The 21,025-nt window shown below is 72.7% G+C and carries 20 protein-coding genes, 3 tRNA genes and 2 pseudogenes; 11 read left to right on the forward strand and 14 right to left on the reverse strand.

The annotated features are described in order from the left end of the window. The first annotated feature begins 40 nt into the window (after positions 1-40). Genes ASE15_RS08635 through ASE15_RS08645 form a run of 3 tightly spaced genes read left to right on the forward strand, consistent with a single transcriptional unit; the run spans position 41 to position 2,753 of the window. The gene (locus ASE15_RS08635) at positions 41-478 is read left to right on the forward strand and encodes a hypothetical protein (protein ID WP_056762602.1); all 438 of its coding nucleotides are present in this window, start codon (positions 41-43) and stop codon (positions 476-478) included. Then, positions 478-2,088 (forward strand): cell wall metabolism sensor histidine kinase WalK, encoded by a 1,611-nt coding sequence (locus tag ASE15_RS08640; RefSeq protein ID WP_235534270.1) that lies wholly within the window; start codon positions 478-480, stop codon positions 2,086-2,088. Before ASE15_RS08635 ends, ASE15_RS08640 begins: the two co-directional genes overlap by 1 nt. Continuing rightward, positions 2,085-2,753, forward strand: coding sequence for a response regulator transcription factor (locus ASE15_RS08645; protein ID WP_056762604.1), 669 nt, complete (start codon positions 2,085-2,087; stop codon positions 2,751-2,753). Before ASE15_RS08640 ends, ASE15_RS08645 begins: the two co-directional genes overlap by 4 nt. A 178-nt stretch (positions 2,754-2,931) precedes the next feature. Here ASE15_RS08645 and ASE15_RS08650 read toward each other — a convergent pair whose 3' ends face one another. Both ASE15_RS08650 and ASE15_RS08655 read right to left on the reverse strand, forming a co-directional pair. Then, a complete protein-coding gene (locus ASE15_RS08650) occupies positions 2,932-3,249 on the reverse strand; it encodes a hypothetical protein (RefSeq protein WP_056762606.1) in 318 nt (105 codons plus the stop codon). Positions 3,250-3,260: 11 nt separating this feature from the next. Continuing rightward, the gene (locus ASE15_RS08655; RefSeq protein ID WP_056762609.1) at positions 3,261-4,613 is read right to left on the reverse strand and encodes a phosphotransferase family protein; all 1,353 of its coding nucleotides are present in this window, start codon (positions 4,611-4,613) and stop codon (positions 3,261-3,263) included. Between the two features lie 169 nt (positions 4,614-4,782). Between ASE15_RS08655 and ASE15_RS08660 the strand changes: the two genes are divergently transcribed. Beyond that, positions 4,783-5,184 carry a GntR family transcriptional regulator gene (locus ASE15_RS08660; protein ID WP_082609103.1) on the forward strand — a complete coding sequence of 134 codons (402 nt, stop codon included), beginning with the start codon at positions 4,783-4,785 and terminating at the stop codon, positions 5,182-5,184. 123 nt (positions 5,185-5,307) lie between these two features. Further along, positions 5,308-6,213: a L,D-transpeptidase family protein gene (locus ASE15_RS08665; protein ID WP_056762611.1), complete on the forward strand. Its 906-nt coding sequence runs from the start codon at positions 5,308-5,310 to the stop codon at positions 6,211-6,213. Positions 6,214-6,336: 123 nt separating this feature from the next. Here ASE15_RS08665 and ASE15_RS08670 read toward each other — a convergent pair whose 3' ends face one another. The 3 genes from ASE15_RS08670 to ASE15_RS08680 form a co-directional block, all read right to left on the reverse strand. Continuing rightward, entirely contained in the window at positions 6,337-7,554 is a 1,218-nt protein-coding gene (locus ASE15_RS08670; RefSeq protein ID WP_082618300.1) for a UDP-N-acetylmuramate dehydrogenase, read from the reverse strand. Positions 7,555-7,618: 64 nt separating this feature from the next. After that, on the reverse strand, positions 7,619-8,929 hold the full coding sequence (locus ASE15_RS08675; protein ID WP_056762614.1) for an MFS transporter: 1,311 nt from the start codon (positions 8,927-8,929) through the stop codon (positions 7,619-7,621). Beyond that, entirely contained in the window at positions 8,926-10,512 is a 1,587-nt protein-coding gene (locus ASE15_RS08680; RefSeq protein WP_082618301.1) for an MFS transporter, read from the reverse strand. Before ASE15_RS08680 ends, ASE15_RS08675 begins: the two co-directional genes overlap by 4 nt. 99 nt (positions 10,513-10,611) lie before the next feature. On the opposite strand from ASE15_RS08680, the gene ASE15_RS08685 reads away from it, so the two are divergent. Then, positions 10,612-11,712 (forward strand): LacI family DNA-binding transcriptional regulator, encoded by a 1,101-nt coding sequence (locus ASE15_RS08685; protein WP_056762615.1) that lies wholly within the window; start codon positions 10,612-10,614, stop codon positions 11,710-11,712. Positions 11,713-11,833: 121 nt separating this feature from the next. On the opposite strand, the gene ASE15_RS08690 is transcribed toward ASE15_RS08685, so the two are convergent. The 6 genes from ASE15_RS08690 to ASE15_RS08715 all read right to left on the reverse strand — a co-directional run bounded on the left by ASE15_RS08690 (position 11,834) and on the right by ASE15_RS08715 (position 13,776). Continuing rightward, a complete protein-coding gene (locus tag ASE15_RS08690) occupies positions 11,834-12,286 on the reverse strand; it encodes a MaoC family dehydratase (RefSeq protein WP_056653686.1) in 453 nt (150 codons plus the stop codon). After that, positions 12,283-12,750, reverse strand: a complete 468-nt coding sequence (locus ASE15_RS08695; protein WP_056653682.1) for a MaoC family dehydratase N-terminal domain-containing protein — start codon at positions 12,748-12,750, stop codon at positions 12,283-12,285. The genes ASE15_RS08690 and ASE15_RS08695 overlap by 4 nt, the downstream gene beginning before the upstream one ends. A 32-nt stretch (positions 12,751-12,782) precedes the next feature. Further along, a complete protein-coding gene (rpmG, locus tag ASE15_RS08700) occupies positions 12,783-12,953 on the reverse strand; it encodes a 50S ribosomal protein L33 (protein ID WP_030151977.1) in 171 nt (56 codons plus the stop codon). A gap of 88 nt (positions 12,954-13,041) precedes the next feature. Next, positions 13,042-13,118: transfer RNA gene (locus ASE15_RS08705), tRNA-Met, on the reverse strand. A gap of 63 nt (positions 13,119-13,181) precedes the next feature. Beyond that, positions 13,182-13,254: transfer RNA gene (locus ASE15_RS08710), tRNA-Thr, on the reverse strand. A 440-nt stretch (positions 13,255-13,694) separates the two neighbouring features. Beyond that, positions 13,695-13,776: transfer RNA gene (locus ASE15_RS08715), tRNA-Tyr, on the reverse strand. Positions 13,777-13,938: 162 nt separating this feature from the next. Here ASE15_RS08715 and rarD point away from each other — a divergent pair. The 5 genes from rarD (at position 13,939) to ASE15_RS08740 (ending at position 18,274) form a co-directional block, all read left to right on the forward strand. Further along, the gene (gene rarD, locus ASE15_RS08720) at positions 13,939-14,922 is read left to right on the forward strand and encodes an EamA family transporter RarD (RefSeq protein ID WP_157277174.1); all 984 of its coding nucleotides are present in this window, start codon (positions 13,939-13,941) and stop codon (positions 14,920-14,922) included. A gap of 112 nt (positions 14,923-15,034) precedes the next feature. Then, a complete protein-coding gene (locus ASE15_RS08725) occupies positions 15,035-15,529 on the forward strand; it encodes a YajQ family cyclic di-GMP-binding protein (RefSeq protein WP_191801466.1) in 495 nt (164 codons plus the stop codon). Positions 15,530-15,663: 134 nt separating this feature from the next. Continuing rightward, on the forward strand, positions 15,664-16,386 hold the full coding sequence (locus tag ASE15_RS08730) for a hypothetical protein (RefSeq protein WP_056762616.1): 723 nt from the start codon (positions 15,664-15,666) through the stop codon (positions 16,384-16,386). Then, positions 16,383-17,228 (forward strand): HAD family hydrolase, encoded by an 846-nt coding sequence (locus ASE15_RS08735; protein ID WP_056653673.1) that lies wholly within the window; start codon positions 16,383-16,385, stop codon positions 17,226-17,228. The genes ASE15_RS08730 and ASE15_RS08735 overlap by 4 nt, the downstream gene beginning before the upstream one ends. Then, complete coding sequence (locus tag ASE15_RS08740; protein WP_056653669.1) at positions 17,228-18,274, forward strand: S9 family peptidase; 1,047 nt, start codon at positions 17,228-17,230, stop codon at positions 18,272-18,274. Before ASE15_RS08735 ends, ASE15_RS08740 begins: the two co-directional genes overlap by 1 nt. Positions 18,275-18,350: 76 nt before the next feature. On the opposite strand, the gene htpX is transcribed toward ASE15_RS08740, so the two are convergent. The 3 genes and pseudogenes from htpX to ASE15_RS21470 all read right to left on the reverse strand — a co-directional run. After that, on the reverse strand, positions 18,351-19,226 hold the full coding sequence (htpX, locus tag ASE15_RS08745; protein WP_082609100.1) for a zinc metalloprotease HtpX: 876 nt from the start codon (positions 19,224-19,226) through the stop codon (positions 18,351-18,353). Positions 19,227-19,471: 245 nt separating this feature from the next. Next, positions 19,472-19,907 (reverse strand): annotated as a pseudogene (locus tag ASE15_RS21465) (pyridine nucleotide-disulfide oxidoreductase); the annotation flags it as partial. A gap of 1 nt (position 19,908) precedes the next feature. Continuing rightward, a pseudogene (locus tag ASE15_RS21470) lies at positions 19,909-20,996 on the reverse strand (FAD-dependent oxidoreductase); the annotation flags it as partial. Between the last annotated feature and the right edge of the window lie 29 nt (positions 20,997-21,025).

A 21,025-nucleotide genomic window follows, 5' to 3' on the forward strand; every position in this document is an offset into this window, starting at 1 on the left:
CTCTCATGCCTCTCTCATGAGGACCCGGGACACTCGCGCCATGCGACGGACGACGATGTGGGTGGGCGCCCTGGTGCTGGGCGCCCTCGGCGTCGGCACGGCTGCCGTGGCCCTCGTCTCCGCGAGCCCCCCGGACCGTGACCTGGGCAACCAGGTCGTCCTGAGCCCTGCCCCGGTCGAGACCGTGACCCCCGAGCCCGTCCCGTCCCCCGTCGAGTCCGTCGAGGAGGAACCGGTCGAGCCCACGGAGCCCGGCGACGAGGGGTCGGACGACGACGGGGCCCTCGTCCCCGTCCAGCCGGCCCCTCCTCGCAGCGGGGGCACCGTCGACAGCGGCACCGGTACGGCGCCTCAGACCGACGAGCAGCCCTACGACGACGGCATGTACCACCCCGGCGACGAGTACGACGACGGCATGTACCGCCCGTCGGACGAGTACGACGACGGCATGTGGACCCCCGACACGGGGAACGGATGATGGCCCAGGCCCCCGACCCCGCCGCGCCCCACCTCCCCCGCACGACCGCGCGACTGCTGACGGTCCGCGCCCGTATCCTCGGCGCGGTCCTCGCTCTCGCGGCCCTGGGGCTGATCATCGCGGGCGGCGTCGCGTTCACGTCCCAGCGCAAGCACGTCGACGACCGGATGGACCTCTCCCTCACGCGCTCGCTCGAGGAGTTCAAGGCCCTCGCCCAGGACGGCGTCAACCCCTCCACGGGAGAACGCTTCACGTCGTCGGACGACCTGGTGAACATCGCGATGCGCCAGACCGTGCCTGCCCCGCACGAGGGCATGGTGGGCTTCCGCGCCGGACGCGCCCAGTGGATCGCGGCGTCGCCCGTGCCCCTGCGGCTCGAGGACGACGAGACGCTCATGGACGCCTTGGAGCCCCTGACCACGGGCGACCGGGTCGCCCTGCGCGAGATCACGACGCCCACCACCAGCTACCGGGTGCTGGTCGTGCCCGTGACGGACGGCAAGGAACCCTCCGCGCTCGTCCTGGCGTACGACCGCGATGCCGAGCACGCCGAGTTCGACCAGGTCTTCCGGACGTACGCGATCATCGCGGTGGTCTCGCTCCTGCTCATCGGCGCGGTCGGCTGGCTCGTCGCGGGGCGCCTGCTGCGCCCCGTGCGCCTGCTCGGCCAGACCGCTCGGCGGATCAGCGACACCCACACGTCCGAGCGCATCCCGGTCACGGGCAACGACGACGTCTCCGAGCTCACCCAGGCGTTCAACGAGATGCTCGACCGTCTGGCCGCCGCGTTCGACGCCGAGCACCAGCTCCTCGACGACGTGGGGCACGAGCTGCGCACCCCGCTGACGATCGTCCGCGGGCACCTCGAGCTCATGGACCCGGGCGACCCCGAGGACTCGGCGGCCACGCGCAGTCTCGCGCTCGACGAGCTCGACCGCATGCACCGGCTCGTCGACGACCTCATGACGCTCGCGACCGCTGGGAGCCCGGACTTCGTCCGCCTCGAGGAGACCGACCTGGGGCGCCTGACCGACGACATCCTCGACAAGGCCCGCCTCCTGGGCGACCGCAGGTGGAAGATCGACGCACGCACCGGAGCCACCGCGCTCGTCGACGAGCAGCGCCTGACCCAGGCATGGCTCCAGCTCGCCTCGAACGCCGTGAAGTTCTCCGCACCGGGGTCGAAGATCACCCTGGGCTCCGCGGTGCGTGACGGCCGGATCCGGCTCTGGGTCCGGGACGAGGGCATCGGCGTCTCGCCCGACCAGCTCGAGCGCATCTTCGTGCGCTTCGCGCAGGCCGAGCGCGACCCCGCGTTCCGCGACGGCGCGGGTCTGGGCCTGGCGATCGTCAGCGCGATCGCGGGCGGGCACGACGGCCGGGTCGAGGTCTCCTCGACCCGAGGTTTCGGTTCCACCTTCACGCTCGACCTGCCGCTCGAACCCGGCCTGGCTCCGCCCGCGCCCGGACCGGACCACGACCACCGGAGCTCCCCTCCCTCGCCGGCAGGTCCGGCACGGGAACACCCGGAGCACGACCTCTTGACTCCGCTGACCGTGGAGATCCCCGTGATCTCCCCGGCGCACCTGGGTGAAAGGACATCGCTGTGAGCCAGATCCTCGTCGTCGAGGACGAGACACGGATCTCGTCGTTCGTGTCCAAGGGGCTGCGCGCGGCCGGGTACGCGAGCACGGCCGTCACGACCGGTCGGGAGGGCTACGACCTGGCGCAGACAGGCGACTACGACCTGATGATCCTGGACCTGGGACTGCCGGACCAGGACGGGTTCACGGTCCTGCGCCGGCTCCGCTCGGCCCGCAACACGATCCCCGTCATCATCCTCACGGCCCGGTCCTCGGTCACCGACACCGTGGCGGGCCTCGAGGGCGGGGCGGACGACTACATGGTCAAGCCGTTCCGGTTCGAGGAGCTGTTGGCGCGCATCCGCCTGCGCCTGCGGACCGAGCCCGCGGGCGAGGTCACCGTGCTCTCGCACGGGTCGCTCAGCCTCGACCTGCGCACGCGCCGCGCCCGCACCGAGGACCGGGAGGTCGACCTCTCGGCCCGGGAGTTCGCCCTCGCCGAGACGTTCCTGCGCAACCCGGGCCAGGTCCTGAGCCGCGAGCAGCTGCTCTCGCGGGTGTGGGGATACGACTTCGACCCGGGCTCCAACGTCGTGGACGTCTACGTCCGCTACCTGCGCAACAAGCTGGGCCCCGAGCGCGTGGTCACGGTGCGCGGCATGGGCTACCGGCTGGCGGACCCGGCGGCCTGAGCCGTCCGCGACACGCCGTCGCGATGGGCCACGGGGCGTGAGCCAGGCCCGCCGTGGGCCAGGAGCGCGCCGCGCGGCCGACCGTACGACGAACGAGAGGGCGGGGGCACCCTGTGCCCCCGCCCTCTCGTGGTGCAGCCGGTGACGCGCCGGCCGCCGGGTCGCCCGTCGACGCCCCCTACGGGGTAGCGGCCGACGGGGACGTCTGTGCCGAGGCGGGACTCGCAGGAGTCACCGGGCTCGGGGCGGTGTTCGCGGAGTCCGCCGAGGTCGGCGACCCGGCGGTCACGCTCGTCGTGGCGCTCGACGGGTCGAGGTCCGACGGGCTGGGCGTCGCGCTCGTGGCGCGTGCCGTCGTCGTGCCGTCCGCCGCGCGCTCGACGACCGCAGCCGGGTCCTGCCCGACGTCGTCCTGCGCCGCGGCCATCGTGGCGCCGAACCCGACCCCGAGCACGCCCAGCGTGCCGGTCGCGACCCAGATCCTGCGTGCGTCCATGTCCTACCTCCTCAGCCGAGGGGCAGCCGGTCCGCCGCCTCGTCCCTTCGAGAGTCCGCCGGAGGCGTGAGAGCCCGAGGAGCCGTCGGTGAGAGGACTCTGAGACGGTCCTCGGCCCCTGCGAGGAGCTCTTCGGCGACGGCGAGCCAGACCTCGGCGAGCGCGTCGCGCGGCGCGCCGGGCAGCAACGAGAGGACGACGCCGGCGGTGCGCGCGCGCAGCCCGACCGGGTCCGTGCTCTCGCCGAACGCCGCGAGGCAGCGGTCCACGAGTCCCTGGACCCCGGGGTACACCTGGGGCGCGAGGGTCTCGAGGACCGCGAGGTGCCCGGCCATGCACGCGAGGTCGTCCACGCGGTGACCCGGGCCGAGCGTGTCGACGTCGAGGACAGCGGCCACCCGGCGGCAGCCCGCTCCGCCGACGAGGAGGACGTTGGCCTCGTAGAAGTCGCCGTGCGTCGCGACCACGGGGCCGGGGTCACGGGTCTCGACGATGCGGCGCACGCCTCGTTCGAGGGCCTCGATGCGCGCGGCGACGTGAGGAAGGCGCCCGACGGCGGAGCGTGCGTAGTGCGCGGAGCGCTCGGCCCAGGCGGGGCGGCGCTCGAGCAGGACGGCGTCCGGGGGCAGCGCGTCCAGCGCCCGGAGCAGCTCGTGCGGGTCGACCGTGAGCGCCTGCTCGTGCCGGGGGGTCGAGGCCACGGCGGAGGCCATGGTCTCCTCGGGGCGCGCACCGAGGACGAGGATGCCCTCACCGAGCGAGGCCAGGACCCTGGGGGCCGCGAGCGGCGCCGTCAGGCTGTATCCCTGGGGAGCGGCCTCGGCGACCAGGAAGAGGTCGTGGCGCAGCCGGAGCTCCGCGACCCTGTCCGGGCGGACGACCTTGAGGTAGACGTCGCCCGCGGTCGTCCGTGCGCGCAGGACGGCCCGGCGCAGGGGGCGGTAGGCGACCAGGTCCAGCCCCAGGACGAGCGGGGCGTGCGCGTCGATCGAGCGCCACCGGTCGGTCAGCGTCGCGGCGTCGCAGGCCGTCGCGAGCCCCGGCAGGAGGGGGTCCACGGGATGGCGCCACACGTGGACGGTCTGGTCGCCGTCGACCATGCGCAGGATGCCGTGCCGTTCGACGACGTCGGGCGGGAGGTCGGCCGTGGTCGCCACGAGGTACTCGTCGCGCCCTCCGGCCGTCCGCAGCCCACCGGCGCGGCCGCGCACCGTGACCTCGTACCCGACGCTCACCTCGGCGCCCGGGCGCGCGTGCACCTGGTGCACGCGCCACGAGCCCAGCGCGACGTGGTCGACGGCGAGCGCCGCCTCCAGGAGGTCCCCGGCCCGGGGACCGGTGAGCAGCTGCGCGGCGGTGTCCATGAGAGCAAGGCAAGAGGCCCGACGTGATGCGGGGATGAGGGCTGCGTGAGAGACCTCTCACGCAGCCGTTGACACCGCGAGGGGCGACTGCCATTGTGTCGGCATGATGATACAAAACCTCCGGGGTGAGATGACCGTGCCGCTGCCCCTCACCCACCGGGACGCCTGAGTGGCCGGGACCGAGCAGCCCGGCGCGGCAGGGTTGCACCTCGAGATCGACCTCGCGTCGGGCGTGCCCCCGTACGAGCAGATCCGCTCGCAGGTCGTCGCGCACGTCGCCGCGGAACGCCTCGTGGTCGGCGACCGCCTACCCACCATCCGGGCCCTCGCGGCCGACCTCGGCCTCGCCGCAGGAACCGTCGCACGCGCCTACCGCGAGCTCGAGTCGGCCGGCATCACCACGACGCACCGTCGCGCGGGCACGGTCGTCGCCGACGGCGTGGCCCCCACCGACGTCGTCGCCCGGCAGGCCGCACGCACCTTCGTCGCTGCGGTGCGCGAGGCGGGGCTCGACGACGACGCGATCTTCGCACTCGTGCGAGGCGAGCTCCTGCGCCGGCACAGCGACTGACGACCGACGCTTCACAACGATTGCGCATACCGCGCGCGGGCGATGCAGGCCCTGTGCCTGCGGCGTGAGAACGTGGTCGTGCCAGTTCTCCGGCAGGACGCCGGGCATCGAGGGGGAACACGCATGTCGAAGGAACGATCGATCAGGACGAGATGGACTGCCACCACGGCCGCCCTCGTCGCCCTGCTGCTCGTCGGAGGGTGCGACGTCCTGAGCCCGGGCGCCGGCGAGACCTCGGCCCCGCCCACCTCGACCTCGTCGCCCTCTCCCTCCGAGACGCCCAGCCCCGCTCCGACGCCCACCGAGGCCCCGGCTCCCGAGCCCACGCCGGAGCCGCCGGCGCCGGTCGAGCCGGCACCGCCCGCCGAGACGCCCGCTCCCCCGGCTGCCGAGCCCGCGCCCGTCGCGCCGGCCCCCGACCCCGCGACCGAGGAGCTCGTGCGCGGGAGCACAGGAGATCGGGTCGTCGCCCTCCAGCAGCGCCTCGCCGACCTCGGCTACTTCGGAGCGAGCCCCGACGGCACGTTCGGTCCGGGCACGCAGCAGGCCGTCTGGGCCCTGCAGAAGGCCGCGGGCATCGGCCGCGACGGCCGGGTCGGCCCCATGACCCAGGCGGCGCTGGACCAGGGTGTCCGACCCACGCCCCAGAGCTCCTCGGGCCACGTGATCGAGATCGACATCGCCCGTCAGCTCGTCCTGGCGGTCGACGACGGGCGCGTCACCGCGATCATCAACGCCTCGTCGGGCAACGGCGAGCGCTACGAGGCCAAGGGTCGGACGTACTACGCCCGCACCCCTGCGGGGACGTTCACGGTGGGGCGTCAGGTCGACGGGAACTACGAGTCCTCGCTCGAGCTCGGGAGCATGTGGCGCCCCAAGTTCTTCAACGGTGGGATCGCGGTCCACGGCTCGGGCTCGGTCCCCCCGTCACCCGCGTCGCACGGGTGCGTGCGTGTCGCCAACGGGGCCATGAACTGGATCTGGGACTCGTGGGGCGCCCCGGCCGGCACGACCGTGATCGTCTACTGACCAGCCCAGCCGCTCGGTCCGCGAGGTAGAGGGCCCGCGTCGAGACAGTGGGCCGGAGCCCTCTACCTCGACGCGGGCCCTCTACCTCGGCACTTCCGGGACTCGGCAGCGACGCTCAGTGCCTCAGAGCGCGACGCCCACCAGCACGGGCTCGGGGACCAGCTCGATCCCGTAGGCGTCGAGCACCCCGTCGCGCACGGTGCGTGCGAGCTCGACGATCTCCGCTGCGGTCGCCGCCCCTCGGTTCGTCAGGGCCAGGGTGTGCTTGGTCGAGAGCCTCGCGGCGCTCGACGGGCCGTGCACGCCGAACCCCTTGGTGAAGCCCGCGTGCTCGATGAGCCAGGCCGCCGAGGTCTTGACCATGGTCGGGTCGATCTCCCCGAGGCTCGGACCCGTGGTGCGCGACGGGAGCGCCGACCGGACCGGGAAGCGCGGGGCGTCGTGCGGCAGCAGGTCGGCCTGGTCCGCGGCGACGACCGGGTTCGTGAAGAACGAGCCCGCGCTCCAGCGGTCGTGGTCGGGGGCGGTCGGGTCGTCGAGCAGCATGCCCTTGCCCCCGCGCAGCTCGAGCACCGCGGCGCGCACCTCGGCGCTCGGCGCGCGCTCGCCCACCTGGACGCCCAGGCGGCGCGCGAGCTCGGGGTAGCCGATCGGGGCCGAAAGGGTCCCGAGCCGCATCTGGAGGTTGACCTCGAGGACGACGAAGCGCGGGGACGGGTACCAGATGTCGCCGCCGTCGGGCGAGGCGTGCATGGTCCGCTTGAGGAGCGAGGTGCGGTAGCCGAAGTCCAGGTCGATGAGCGGCAGCGTGCGGATGCGCGACTCCGCGCGGTCCCACACGCGCACCGAGGCCACGACGCCCGCGACCTCCTGGCCGTAGGCTCCGATGTTCTGGACCGGGGCCGCCCCGACGGTTCCGGGGATGCCGGACAACGCCTCGATCCCGACCCACTCCTGGGCCACGGCCCGTTCCACGAGCTGGTCCCAGTCCTGCCCCGCGGTCACGGTCACGCTCCCGCCGCCGCACGTGTCCTCCGCGTCGATGCGGATCTCGGCACGCACGTCGCGGACCACGACCCCACCGAAGCCCTCGTCGCTCACGAGCAGGTTGGAGCCACCTCCGAGCACGAGGAGCGGCTCGCCCGCGTCGTCGGCCGCACGGACCGCGTCGACGAGCTCTGCCTCGGTGCTCGCCTCGAGGTACGCGTCGGCAGGGCCGCCGACGCGCAGGGTCGTGAGGTCGGCGAGCGTGGGCTGCTCGAGCACCTCGCCCGGACCGGGCGCGGCACCCTCGGTGACGGCTTCGACGGCGGACACGCGGCGCGGAGAGGGGGCGGTCATGGCTCCAGCCTAGTTCGCCCCGCTCGTGCCCCTGCTCCGCACCCCTCGTCGGTCGAGCGAGATGTCAGGCGCCCCCGGTGCCCGTGCCGCCCGCCGCGGTGGGCAGCGGCTTGGCCGCGTTGACCACGAGCAGCCCGATCACGAGCGGCACCGCGATCACGAGCAGCGCGGGGCGGTAGCCGCCGATGTGCTCGGCCAGGAACCCGATGAGCGGCGGGCCGACGAAGAACGCCGAGTACCCGATGGTCGACACGACGCTGACCCGGACCGCGGCGTGCGTGGGGTCGTCCGACGCCGCGCTCATCCCGACCGGGAAGCCCAGCGCCGCACCCATGCCCCACAGCACCACGCCCACGAGCGCGACCCACAGGATGGGCACGAGCGCGAACACGAGCAGGCCGACGAACGCGAGGCCTGCCGAGATGCGTAGCACGGCCACCCGGCCGAACCGGTCGAGCAGCCCCGTCCCGAGCAGGCGCATGCCCGTCATGGCGGTGAGGAAGATCCCGAGCCCCACGGCGCCCATCGCGTCGGACGTGCCGAACCCGTCGACGACCGCGAGCCCGACCCAGTCGTTCGCCGCCCCCTCGGTCAGCGCGGCGGCCAGCACCACGAGGCCGATGAGCAGCGTGCGCGGCTCCTTCCAGGCGGCGAGGGCGCTGCGCGCGCCCTTGCCGTGGACCGCGGTCGCGGGGTCCTCGCCCGCGGCGTCGTCCCGCAGGTCGCCCGACGACGCAGCGAGGGCCTCGTCCGTGACCGCACCTGCGGGGAGGAAGGACCGCACGCACCACAGGACCGCGAGCAGGCTCAGCGCGAGCGCCACCGCGAGGTGCCACTGCACGGGCACGCCCGCGAGCGCGGCCAGGGCGCCGACGCCGGCGCCGGCCATGGTCCCGAACGAGAAGCCCGCGTGGAAGCGCGGCATGATCGCCTTGCCGAGGCGCTGCTCGACCGCCGCGCCCTCGATGTTCATCGCGGCGTCCCAGACCCCGGTACCGATCCCGAAGAGGAACAGGCCGACCCGCACCACGTCGACCGAGCCCTGGGACACGCCCGTGACGGCCACGACGAGCCCCGCCACGTTGACCGTCGCGAAGATCACGACCGCGCGCGAGGCGCCGACGCGCTGGACGACCATGCCCGAGAGCGGCAGCGCGAGGAGCGAGCCGATCGCGGCGAACAGCAGCAGGAAGCCCATGCTGCCCTCGGAGAGCCCGAGCGCGTCCCGGACCGCGGGCAGGCGCGAGGCCCAGCTCGCGAAGTTGAAGCCGTTGAGGAAGAACACCGCGAACACGGCCCAGGTGGCTGCCTGGACGACGCGGGCGGTGCTCGCTGCGCGCTGCTCCCCGGAGCGGGGGGCGGGCGGGGTGGTCATGCGGGGGTCTCCTCGCGTCGGTGGGAGGTCGAGCCGGACGGTGCAGGGTCGGTCGCGCCGTGTCGCCGCACGGCACGACGGCGGCGCCGCGTGCGCAGGGTCGACGGTACCGCGTGGTGGGTTACCACCTGGTCAGGCTTCGCGGTCGCGTCGGGCGCCCCCACCCCGGTGTCCTCGGGACGTGCGTCGTCGTCGAGCGACGCCTCGTCCGCACCGGAGCCCTCCGCACGGCGACCCGTGGGAGGGAGGGGAGCTCCGTCGTCGGGCCCTGCGAGCGGCGCGGGGCGCTCCCCCGCGACCAGCGGCGCGACCTTCGTCGAGAGCAGCACGCTGACGACCATCGCGACCACGATGAGGACGAGCGCGTGGCGCGCACCCATGGCCTCGGCCGCGATGCCCAGCAGCGGCGGTGCCGCGAGCGAGGCCATGGACGAGAACGCCGAGACGACCGAGACACGGCTCGCGGCCTGCATGGGCTCGTCCGAGGCCGCGGCGATACCGATCGGGACCGCGAGCGCTGCGCCCAGGCCCCACGCGACCACACCCACGCCCGCGAGGGCGAGGTTCGGGGCGAACCCGAACAGGAGCAGGCCGCCGATCGAGGCGACCCCCGAGACGCGCAGCACCGTGACGCGACCGTAGCGGTCGATCAGGCGGGTGCCGAGCAGGCGCATGACGGTCATCGCGCCGACGAACGCGCCGAACACGACCGCGCCCACCGCCTCGGTCTGGTCGAACCCGTCGACCACGGCGAGCGAGAGCCAGTCGTTCGCCGAGCCCTCGGACAGTGCCGCGGCCATGATGACGAGGCCGATGAGCAGAGTGCGCGGCTCGCGCCAGGCACCGAGCGCCGCCCCCAGGCGCACGCGGCGCGAGCGCGGGTGCAGCACCGCGGCAGCCTCGACCCCGTCGGGGCCGGCGTCGCCCAGACGCGCCTCGACCCGCGGGCGGGGCAGCGTCGCGTGGACGAACATCGGGATGCTCACGAGGCGCCAGATCGTCGCGACGACCGCGGTGCCCACGAACTGCACCAGGACCGGGACGTCGCCCGCGGCGCACGCGGCGCCGACGAGCGAGCCCACGACCGCGCCGATGCTGAAGGCCGCGTGGAACTGCGGCAGGATCGTGCGCCCCGTGCGCCGCTCGACGCTCGCGCTCTCGACGTTCATGGGGACGTTGCCGAGCGAGAACGCGACCCCGTTGAGGAAGATGCCCGCGGCCAGCAGCGGGACCGAGCCCGTCGCGGGGCCGACGCCCAGGAGCACGAGGGCCGCGGCGAAGAAGCCGGTCGAGGCGAGCATGGCCGCCCGACCGCCGAAGCGGTTGACGATCGGTCCGGCCAGCGTGACCGTCACGAGCGCGCCGACCGCGCCCGCGAGCAGCACGAAGCCGAGGTCCTTGGGCGTCATGCCCAGGGCGTCGCGTACCGAGGGGATGCGGGCGAGCCAGCTCGACATGGTGATGCCGTTGAGCAGGAAGATCCCCAGGAGGGACCAGCGGGCGCGGGAGAGGCCGGGGTCGAGCGCTGGTCGAATCGATTCGATACCTGCGTCGGGAGTGGCCTTCGAAACGATTCGAGACATGGTGACAAGTCTGCGGGTAGTCTGGCCGCGCCGTCAAACACCTTTTCCGTGCGTCACGGCGGATCCGAGTTCGTCCAGAAGACCGGCAGAGGGGCAACGATGACCGATTCCGAGCAGGCACCCAAGCCACCGGGCCGTCCGACCCTCGCCCGCGTGGCCGCGCTCGCCGGCGTCTCGGTGTCCACCGCGTCGCTCGCGTTCTCCGGCGCCGGCCCCATCACCCCCGAGACGCGCGAGCGCGTCATGACCGCCGCGACCGAGCTCGGGTACGCGGGCCCCAACCCGCTCGGCCGTCAGCTCCGCTCGGGGCGGTCCGGGATCGTGGGCGTCGTGATCGGCGACCAGCTCAAGCGCGCGTTCCGCGACCCCGTCGCGGTCCAGGTCCTCGACGGGCTCGTCTCGACGCTCGGCACGAGCGGGCTGGGCGTGCTCCTCATCCCCGGCATCCCGTCCGAGGACCCGTCCCGCGCGGTCGACCCGCTCATCGAGAGCGCCGCGATGGACGTCGCGGTGCTCGTGTGGGGCATCGGGACCGACGACGCGACCCTCGACGCGCTGCAGCGCCGCGGCGTCCCCGTCGTGATCGGCGAGGGGCACCCCGTGCCCGGGACCCCGCTCGTCGGCATCGAGGACCGCAAGGGCACGGCCGAGGTCGTGCGCCACCTGGTCGACCTCGGGCACACCCGCATCGCCGAGATCGCCCTCCCCCTCGACAACTCCCGCCGCAGCGGGGTCATCGACGCCGACCGCCTCGCCCAGGCCGACCGCACCCCCACGCTCAACCGGCTCGCGGGCGTGCGTGATGTCGTCGAACCCCTGATCTCCTGGGAGACCGAGGCCTCGCTCGTCGAGCACGGGCACGCGGCCGCGGTCGAGATCCTCGGGACCTGGGTCCCGTCCGACGAGCGCCCGACCGCGATCATCGCCCACTCGGACCTGCTCGCCGCGGGTGCCGTCCTGGGCGCCAAGGAGCTCGGCCTGCGCGTGCCCGAGGACGTGTCCGTCGCGGGCTTCGACGGGCTCGACCTGCCGTGGCTCAGCCCGGACACCCTCACGAGCGTGCACCAGCCCCTCGCGGAGAAGGGGGCCGAGCTCGGCCGCGCCGTCGTCTCGCTCCTCGCGGGCAAGGAGCCCGAGACCGTGATGCTCGACGTCACGCTCGTCGTGGGGACCACGACCGGGCCCGTCCCGGCCGCCTGAACCACCCGGTCCAGCTTGGCCGCACCGTGGGTCCGCAGCCCCACCACCGACGTCGAAGGGCGCCTCTCCCATGCGGGAGAGGCGCCCTTCGTCGTGTGCAGGCTGCGCGGCGGAGGCCCGCTCAGAGGCGGACGACGGCCTGCGCCTTCATGAGTACCTTGGCACCCTCGAACGTGACGGTCAGGTCGACGCGGACCGTGCGGGCCTCGGCGTCGATCGCCCCGATCGCTCCGGACACCGAGATCACGGCCTCGCCCGGGTTCGGCACGGGCACGGGGCGCGTGAAGCGTGTCTGGTAGTCGACGACAGCCCCCGGGTCGCCGGCCCAGTCCTCGACGAGGGCCACCGCGGCACCCATGGTGAACATGCCGTGCGCGATCACGCCGGGCAGGTCCACGCTCTGCGCGAAGGTGTCGTTCCAGTGGATCGGGTTGAAGTCGCCGCTCGCGCCGGCGTACCGGACGAGGCGGGCGCGGTCGACCGCGATCTCGCGCGTCCCGACGACGTCACCCACCGCGAGGGCGGAGAGGTCCGGTCGCGTGGTGGTCACCGGGGAAGCCGTGGGCTCGGTCATGCGTCCTCCCCGCGGACGACGAGGCTGGACGTGACGGTCGCGACGGGCTCGACGGTTCCGGAGCCGTCTGCCGCCAGGGCGCCGATCTCGGCACGAGTGGTGACCATCGAGATGCCTGCCCGTTGCGTGATCGAGTCGACGTGCAGGACCGTGACCAGCTCGTCGCCGGCGACGATGGGTCGGTGGTGCACGAACCGCTCGTCCGCGTGGACGACCCGCGTGAAGTCGACGCCGGCCTCAGGGTCCTGGATGAACGGGGCCTCGGCGCGCTGCGCGACGACCACCGCGAAGGTGGGCGGCGCGATCAGGTCCGGATAGCCCAAACCCCGCGCTGTGACCACATCGTGGTGCGCGGGGTGGGTCGAACCGACGGCGCTGGCGAACTCGCGGATCTTCTCGCGGCCTACGGAGTACGGGGCGGTGGCCGGGTACTCACGACCGGCGTAGTCAGCGTTGATCGCCATGCGTGTCGGTGCTGCTCAGAGGAGCCGCTGGATCAGCGGGTCTCGCGGTGAGCGGTGTGCTTGCCGCAACGCGGGCAGAACTTCGCCAGCTCGAGACGGTCGGGGTCGTTGCGGCGGTTCTTCTTCGTGATGTAGTTGCGCTCCTTGCAGTCCACGCATGCGAGCGTGATCTTCGGGCGAACGTCTGAGCTCTTGCTTGCCACGGTAGTGCCACCTCTCGCGCCTCCGGAGGGCGCTACGTGCTTGCTAGGCCGCACGGCGCCGGCCGCCGTACGGTGTGATGTCAGGAAGTGGTAGCGGGGGCGGGGCTCGAACCCGCGACCTCACGATTATGAGCCGTGCGCTCTGACCAACTGAGCTACCCCGCCGCGTGATGAACGCGGGGTCGTGTCGCCAGTATTCCAGCGAGACGACCCCGCGTCACTTCACAGAGCCCCGAAAGGGAATCGAACCCTTGACCTTCTCCTTACCATGGAGACGCTCTGCCGACTGAGCTATCGGGGCAGCGGTGAAAAGATTACACGGGTTCTGCCGTGGTGCGAAATCGGCCTCGGCGACCACCCGGGAACCCAGTGATCAGGCCGATTTCTCGACCTGTCGACCGTGCACCGCGATGCCTGCACGACACGTCGCACGCGTCCGACATGTCACGACTTCACCCCCACGTCGCACGCACAGCCTGCCGTCGACGCGCAGCACGCTCACCGGACCGAGGTCGAGGAACGGACGAGGGGCACCGCGAGGAGAGACGGACGGCACGCCCGGGCGCTCCTCGGCCGAGCCGCACCGGCCGCGGGCCGAGAGGCGGAGGCGAGCTCCGACGTCGGGCAGGACGGGCGTGCACCGCGCCGGCCCACGACGCACCTCGCGCCGACCCGTCCCCATGCGACCCCGCCAACGCGAACGAGGCGCCACCCCAGGGGGTGGCGCCTCGTTCAGGTGCGTGGCAGGTGAGGGATTCGAACCCACGAAGGCTATGCCGTCTGATTTACAGTCAGATCCCTTTGGCCGCTCGGGCAACCTGCCATGTTCGGTTGTGCACTCTCGCTGGCCGACCGCGACCGGGCTGCACCGAGGCGCAACCAGAGGACGCTTCCGAACTGCGGGAGCGTGGCAACAGTACAGCCGATCGGGCCCTGGTGAAAAATCGACCCCGCGCGCACGCCCCGCCCACGCTTACAGTGGACCGTGAGCCAGGCCCCCCAGCACCCCGCGAACGACCTCTCCGCGCCACCGGACGCTCCCCGTCCAGGTGCCCCGGGAGCCCCCGCCCCGATCGACCGCCTGGGCGTGGTCCTGGGCGCGAGCGCGTACTTCCTGTGGGGCGCGATGCCCCTGTTCTTCCCCCTGCTCCAGCCGGCCGGACCGCTCGAGATCATCTCCCACCGTGTGGTCTGGAGCCTGCTCTTCTGCCTGCTCCTGCTGCTCGTGATGCGCAAGCTGCCCGCGTACCGGGCCGTGTTCCGGGTGCGCCGGACCGTGGGGCTGCTCGCGATCGCGGCCGTCCTGGTCGCCACGAACTGGGCCGTCTACGTCTACGGCGTGCTGTCCGGGCACGTGCTCGACGCCGCGCTCGGGTACTTCATCAACCCGCTCGTCACGGTGCTCCTCGCGGTGCTCGTGCTCAAGGAACGGCTGCGGCCCGCTCAGTGGGTCGCGCTGGGGATCGGGGCCTCGGCCGTGATCATCCTCACGATCGGCCTGGGCCGTCTGCCGTGGATCGCCCTGACCCTCGCGATCTCGTTCGGGCTGTACGGGCTCGTCAAGAACCGGGTCGGACGGGACGTCGAGGCCCTCCCGGGGCTCGCGGTCGAGACCACGCTGCTGTTCCCCGTGGCGCTCGGCTACCTCGTCTTCCTGGGCGCGACGGGGGTCGGGACGTTCGGCACCGAGGGCACGGGCCATGCGCTCCTGCTGGCCTCGAGCGGCGTCGTCACGGCCCTGCCCCTGCTGCTCTTCGGCGCGGCGGCCCGCCGCCTGCCGCTGAGCCTCGTGGGCATGCTCCAATACCTCGCCCCCGTGCTCCAGCTCCTCGTCGGTCTCCTCGTGTTCCACGAGCCCATGCCGCCCGCGCGGTGGGCCGGCTTCTCGCTCGTGTGGCTCGCGCTCATCGTCCTGAGCGTCGACGGCCTGCACGCCATGCGCGCGTCCCGCCTCGCAGCGACGCGCTGACCCGCAGCGCGCGCCGACACCGCCGACACCGCCGGGCCCGGGGCGGCATCCGTGCCGCCCGCCCACTACCGTGGACCCCAGACCACCCCACCTACCGCGTCAGGAGAGCACCGTGGCCGATTCATCGATGGACATCGTCAGCAAGGTCGACCGCCAAGAGGTCGACAACGCCCTCAACCAGGCCGTCAAGGAGATCCAGACGCGCTACGACTTCAAGAACGTCGGCGCCTCGATCGCCTGGAGCGGCGAGAAGATCGTCATGATCGCCAACTCCGAGGAGCGCGTGCTCGCGATCCTCGACGTCTTCCAGACCAAGCTCATCAAGCGCGGCATCTCGCTCAAGGCGTTCGACACGGACGACAAGGAGCCCAAGCTGTCGGGCAAGGAGTACCGCCTCGAGGGCGTGCTCAAGGAGGGCCTCGCCGGCGAGAACGCCAAGAAGATCACCAAGATCATCCGCGAGGAGGGCCCCAAGGGCGTCAAGACGCAGATCACGGGCGACGAGGTCCGCGCGACGAGCAAGTCGCGCGACGACCTCCAGGCCGTCCAGTCGCTGCTCAAGGGTGCGGACCTGGACTTCGCGGTGCAGTTCACGAACTACCGCTGACACCTTCTCGCGACGGGCGCGTCGCCGGTCGGGCTCCTGCCCGACGGCGGCGCGCCCGTCCGCGTGTCGGGTCGCGCCGGGTCACGCCCGCGACGTGCGGGCGTGTCGCTCCCACGCGGACCTAGACTCGCGGCGTGGACACTCACCGGCTCTCGTCGCCCGAGGCCCTCGCCTGGGCGGGCTGCGGGCCGTGGTCGCGCGGCGGTGACGCCGCCGCCGCGGGGGTCGGGTTCACGGGCGGCCCGACGCTGCGCCCCGAGGTGGACGCGGACAGCATCGAGGTCCTGCTCAGGCGCCGTGAGGCGCTCTGGGCGCGCCTCACGCCCCTCGCCTTCTTCGGTGTGTCGATGCTGATGCTGTCGATGTCGTCGACGAACCCGCTGTCCTGGACCTGGCGGGTGGCCGCCGTGGTCGCGGTAGCCGTCGTCGTGCTTCTCGCGGGCCGGGTCCGCCACACGCGGGAGGGTCGCGTGGCCGCCGCGCTCGAGGCGGGCGGGCCGACGGCCCTCCTGCTCGCCACGTGCGTCCCGGCTCGCAGCGGCTGGCGGCTGGATCTCGCGGCCGCTGACGCACCGGGCCTCGTCGTGGCCTCCGTCCGGAGCCCTGTGCTCGGCACGGTCCTGGCCCGCTTCGCCGACCAGGAGCTCTCCCGCGCCGTCTCTCCCGAGACCCTGCGCAGAGCGCCGTGGCGCGCGTGGGCCGCGGAACCCGTGCTCGTGGTGGGCGGCCGGTCGGCGTGCGCGGTCACGGCGCTCCAGGGGGCCGACGGCGGCTCGTGGATCCTGTCGAGGGCTCGTCGCCAGCCCGCGCGACGCGCGCGTGTCGCGACCTCCGAGCGGCAGGGAGCCCTCGCATGACCCGCCCCCTGCGCCCGCCCCGCGTGGTCGCGACAGACCTCGACGGGACCCTGCTGCGCTCGGACGGCACGGTCTCCGAACGCACGCGCGAGGTCCTGGCCGCACTCGACGAGGCCGGGACCCAGGTCGTGTTCGTCACGGCCCGCCCGCCGCGCTGGCTGACGGAGGTCGGCACGCTGGTCGGTGGTCACGGCGTGATCATCTGCCTGGGCGGGGCGTGCGTGTACGACGTCGGCACGCGCCAGGTCGTCGAGTCGCGCGGTTTCGCGCCGCTCGCCCTGGGTGGCGTGGTCCGCGACCTGCGCGCCGCGGTGCCGGGCGTCGCGCTGGCCGTCGAGCGGGTCGACGGTCCGGTGTTCGACGCGTCGTTCCGGCACGACGAGGACACGCCCGAGGCGTGGCGCGGACCGGTCGAGCGTGCGCTCGACGCTCCCGTCGCGAAGCTGCTCGCACGCACCGACGACACCGCGCAGGACGAGTTCTTCGAGCGCGTGCTGGACGCGGTCGGCGACCGGGCCCTGCTCGCCTACTCCGGCGCGGCCGGCCTCGCCGAGCTGCTCCCGCCCGACGTGACCAAGGCCGGAGCGCTGTCCGCCTGGTGCGCGTCGCACGGCATCGCGGCAGCAGACGTGTGGGCGTTCGGCGACATGCCCAACGACCTGCCGATGCTCGCCTGGGCCGGAACCTCGTACGCAGTAGCGAACGCGCATCCCGACGTGCTGGGCGCCGTCACGCACCTCACGGCGTCCAACGACGAGGACGGCGTCGCGGTCGCGCTCGAGGGCCTGCTCGACGGGTGGACCTCGCACCCCGGCCCGTTCGCCGACAGGTCGGGTGCCTGATGGCCGCGCTCCCCGGACGGGACGGCCCGCACGTCCCGTCACGCCCCGCTCGACGGCTGCCGGCGCTCGCCCTGGCGGTCGTCCTCTCGCTCACGGTCGCCGGCTGCACGGCCTCGTCCCCCGACCCGACGTCCTCCCCGCCCCCCGCGGCCGACGCACCCTCCCGGCCGACCGAGCCCGACGACGCGGTGCTCACGACGTTCTCCTACGGGCCGCGCCCGGCACAGACGGCCGACCTGATCCTGCCGGCCGAGCTCGCCGAGGGGACCGGAGAACTGCGTACGCCGTCCGGCGACGAGGCTCCCGAGCTCCCGGTCGTCGACGTCGTCGTCCTCGTCCACGGCGGCGGCTGGGACGCCGTCTACGACCGTTCGTCCGAGACCGAGGTCGCCCGGGACCTGACCGACGACGGCATCGTGGTGTGGAACCTCGACTATCGCGGCGTCGGCGCGCCCGACCCGCTCGACGAGGGCGGCTGGCCCGGGACGTTCGAGGACGCCGCCGCAGGCCTCGATCTCCTCCCCCAGGCCCTCGGGGACGCAGGACTCGCGCCGGGGCGCGTGGCCGTCGTCGGGCACTCCGCGGGCGGGACCATGGCGCTGTGGCTCGCGGCCCGGCACACCCTGCCCGACGGCGCGCCCGGCGCGGACCCGCTCGTCCGTCCCGACCTCGTGGTCACCCAGGCAGGCGTGAACGACCTGAAGACCGCCGGGGTCGAGGGGCCCGTCGAGGGAGCCGTGCAGGCGCTCATGGGCGGCTCGACGAGCGAGGTCCAGGACGACCGGTACGACCTCGCCTCCCCCACCGCACTGCTGCCCCTCGGTGTCCCGACGCTCGTCGCGACCGGGGACCTGGACGCCGTGGTCGTGCCGTCGGTCGCGACCGACTACGCCGCGGCCGCGCAGGCCGCCGGAGACGACGTGACCCTGTCCGTGGTCGCGGGCGACGACCACCTCTCGCACCTGTCTGCGACCTCACCCTCGTGGGCCGCGGTACGCGACTGGCTGGCCGAGCGTGGGATCACCCCGGTCGGGGCCACGAGATAGCGGTTCGTCGAAGCAGGCGACCCTCGTCGAGGTCCGGTCTGCAGACCACGACCGGGCTCTCCCTCGGCGCAGGCAATCAGTAGCGGGTGATGCCGCCCTGCTGGCCCGCCATGGTCTCGAGCCGCTTGATGCGCTCGGCCATGGGCGGGTGCGTCGCGAACATCTTGGCGACGCCCGCGCCACGGAACGGGTTGGCGATCATGACGTGCGAGACGTCGACGAGATCACGGTTCTGCGGCAGCGGCGCCCTCGCGGTCCCCTGCTCGAGCTTGCGCAGCGCCGACGCGAGAGCCAGCGGGTCGCCCGTGAGCTTGGCGCCGTCCTCGTCCGCGTCGTACTCGCGCGTCCGGGAGATCGCGAGCTGGACGACCATGGCCGCGACCGGCGCGAGCAGGGCCATCGCGAGCGCGGCGAGCGGGTTGCCGCCCCGGTCGCGGTTGCCGCCGAAGATCAGCAGGAACTGCGCGAGCGACGTGATGACGCCGGCCATCGCACTGGCGACCGAGGACGTGAGGATGTCCCGGTTGTACACGTGCATGAGCTCATGACCCAGGACCCCGCGCAGCTCACGCTCGTCGAGCAGCGTGAGGATCCCCTCGGTGCAGCACACCGCGGCGTTCTTGGGGTTGCGTCCCGTCGCGAACGCGTTGGGCGCCTGCGTGGGCGAGACGTACAGCTTGGGCATGGGCTGACGTGCAGCGGTCGAGAGCTCGCGCACGATCCTGTACATCGCCGGCTGCTCGAGCTCGCTCACGGGCCGCGCGTGCATGGCACGGATCGCGATCTTGTCGGAGTTCCAGTACCCGTACGCGGTGGTCACCAGACCGATCGCGACGAAGATCCACAACGTGCCGGCCGAACGGGCGAACACCGCCCACAGCCCCAGGATCACGACCCACATGATCCCGAACAGTCCTGCGGTCTTCAGACCGTTGAAATGCTGGTGACCCACTCCCAGCCCCTTCCCTCGAGCACAGGATGCCGTGGTGCGAGCATCCACCGGAAGAACGCGCGGCGCACGCGGGAGGTTCCCTCCGCCGTCGGGCACGGGCGCGCGCGACGAGCCGCACGGCGGGAGGCGACTGTGGGTGGCTGGGGGGGGCGGCGACGCGCCCTGGGAGCCCACGGCGCAGCAGGTCCCGGTACGACGACGGCGCCCCGGCCCGGGTGGGCGGGGCGCCGTACGTGGTGCGCGGGTCAGGCCGTGGCGTCGTCCTCGCGGCGTGCGATGCGGATCATGTCCTCGCGCGGCACGACCTTGATGCGCTCACGGCCGTGCGGCTCGCCCTGCGCGCGCTCGTGGGCGTCCAGGACCTCCCAGTCGGACCACTGCACCAGGTGCACGCCCCGCTCCGTCAGGAACTCGATGATCGCGTCGGGCGAGCCGTGCGGCGCGACGCGTCCACCCTCGAGGTCCCCCTCGACGGCCTCCACGCCCTCGGCTGCGGCAACTGCCCCCGTGACGTCCTCGACGAGGTGGCGGACGGTCTCCGAGGCGTCGGACTTGGTGTGCCCGATCAACCCGACCGGGCCRCGCTTGATCCAGCCCGTGGCATACACCCCCGGGACCTGCTCACCATCGATGTCGATCACCCGACCCTCACGGTTGGGAATGACACCCTTGAGCTCGTCGNCGCTTGATCCAGCCCGTGGCATACACCCCCGGGACCTGCTCACCATCGATGTCGATCACCCGACCCTCACGGTTGGGAATGACACCCTTGAGCTCGTCGAACGGCACCTCGGGCAACGGCGACCCGAAATACCCCACCGCACGATAGACCGCCTGCACCGGCCAGTCCTGGAACTCCCCCGTCCCACTGACCGTCCCGTCACCGTTGAGCACCGTGCGCTCGGTRCGCAACCCCTCGACCCGCTCCTGCCCCAGCACCGCGACCGGCGCCTTCAAGAAATGCAGGTGCAACCGGCGCGAAGCCGTGAACYCGCTCGGGTCCTTCAGCGTCCAGTCCGTCAACGTCTTGACGACCTGCTTCGTCTGGTTCGACGAATTGATCGCCGCCATCGACCCCTCGTCGAACTCGAAGTCCTCCGGATACACGATCACGTCCACATCCGGCACATGACCCAGCTCACGCAGCTCCAACGGCGAGAACTTCGCCTGCGCCGGACCACGCCGCGCGAACACGTGCACATCCGTGACCGGCGACGCCTTCAACCCCGCATACACGTTGTCCGGGATCTCCGTGGGCAACAGATCATCCGCATGCTTGGCCAAGATCCGCGCCACGTCCAACGCCACGTTCCCCGCCCCCAGCACCGCGACCTCACGCGCCTCCAACGGCCACGTCCGCGGCACGTCCGGATGCCCGTCGTACCACGACACGAAATCAGCAGCACCGAACGAMCCCGGCAGATCGATCCCCTCGATCGCCAACGCCGCATCCCGGATCGACCCCGTCGAGAAGATCACCGCGTCATAGAACTGCCGCAGATCGTCCAGCTTCAGATCCACCCCATAATCCACGTTCGCCAACAACCGCACATCACCACGCGCCAACACCTTGTGCAACGCCACGATGATCTGCTTGATCCGCGGATGATCCGGAGCCACCCCATACCGCACCAACCCAAAAGGCRCRGGCAGACGCTCGAACAGATCGATACTCACCTCGACATCCGTCTTCGACAGAATGTCCGCCGCATAGATACCAGCAGGACCAGCGCCGACGATAGCGACGCGCAAAGGACGGGAGCTGCTCACAGGAAAGAACGCCTTCCGATCGAGGAGGG

This window comes from Oerskovia sp. Root22 (assembly GCF_001429135.1).
GTDB classification, from domain to species: domain Bacteria; phylum Actinomycetota; class Actinomycetes; order Actinomycetales; family Cellulomonadaceae; genus Oerskovia; species Oerskovia enterophila.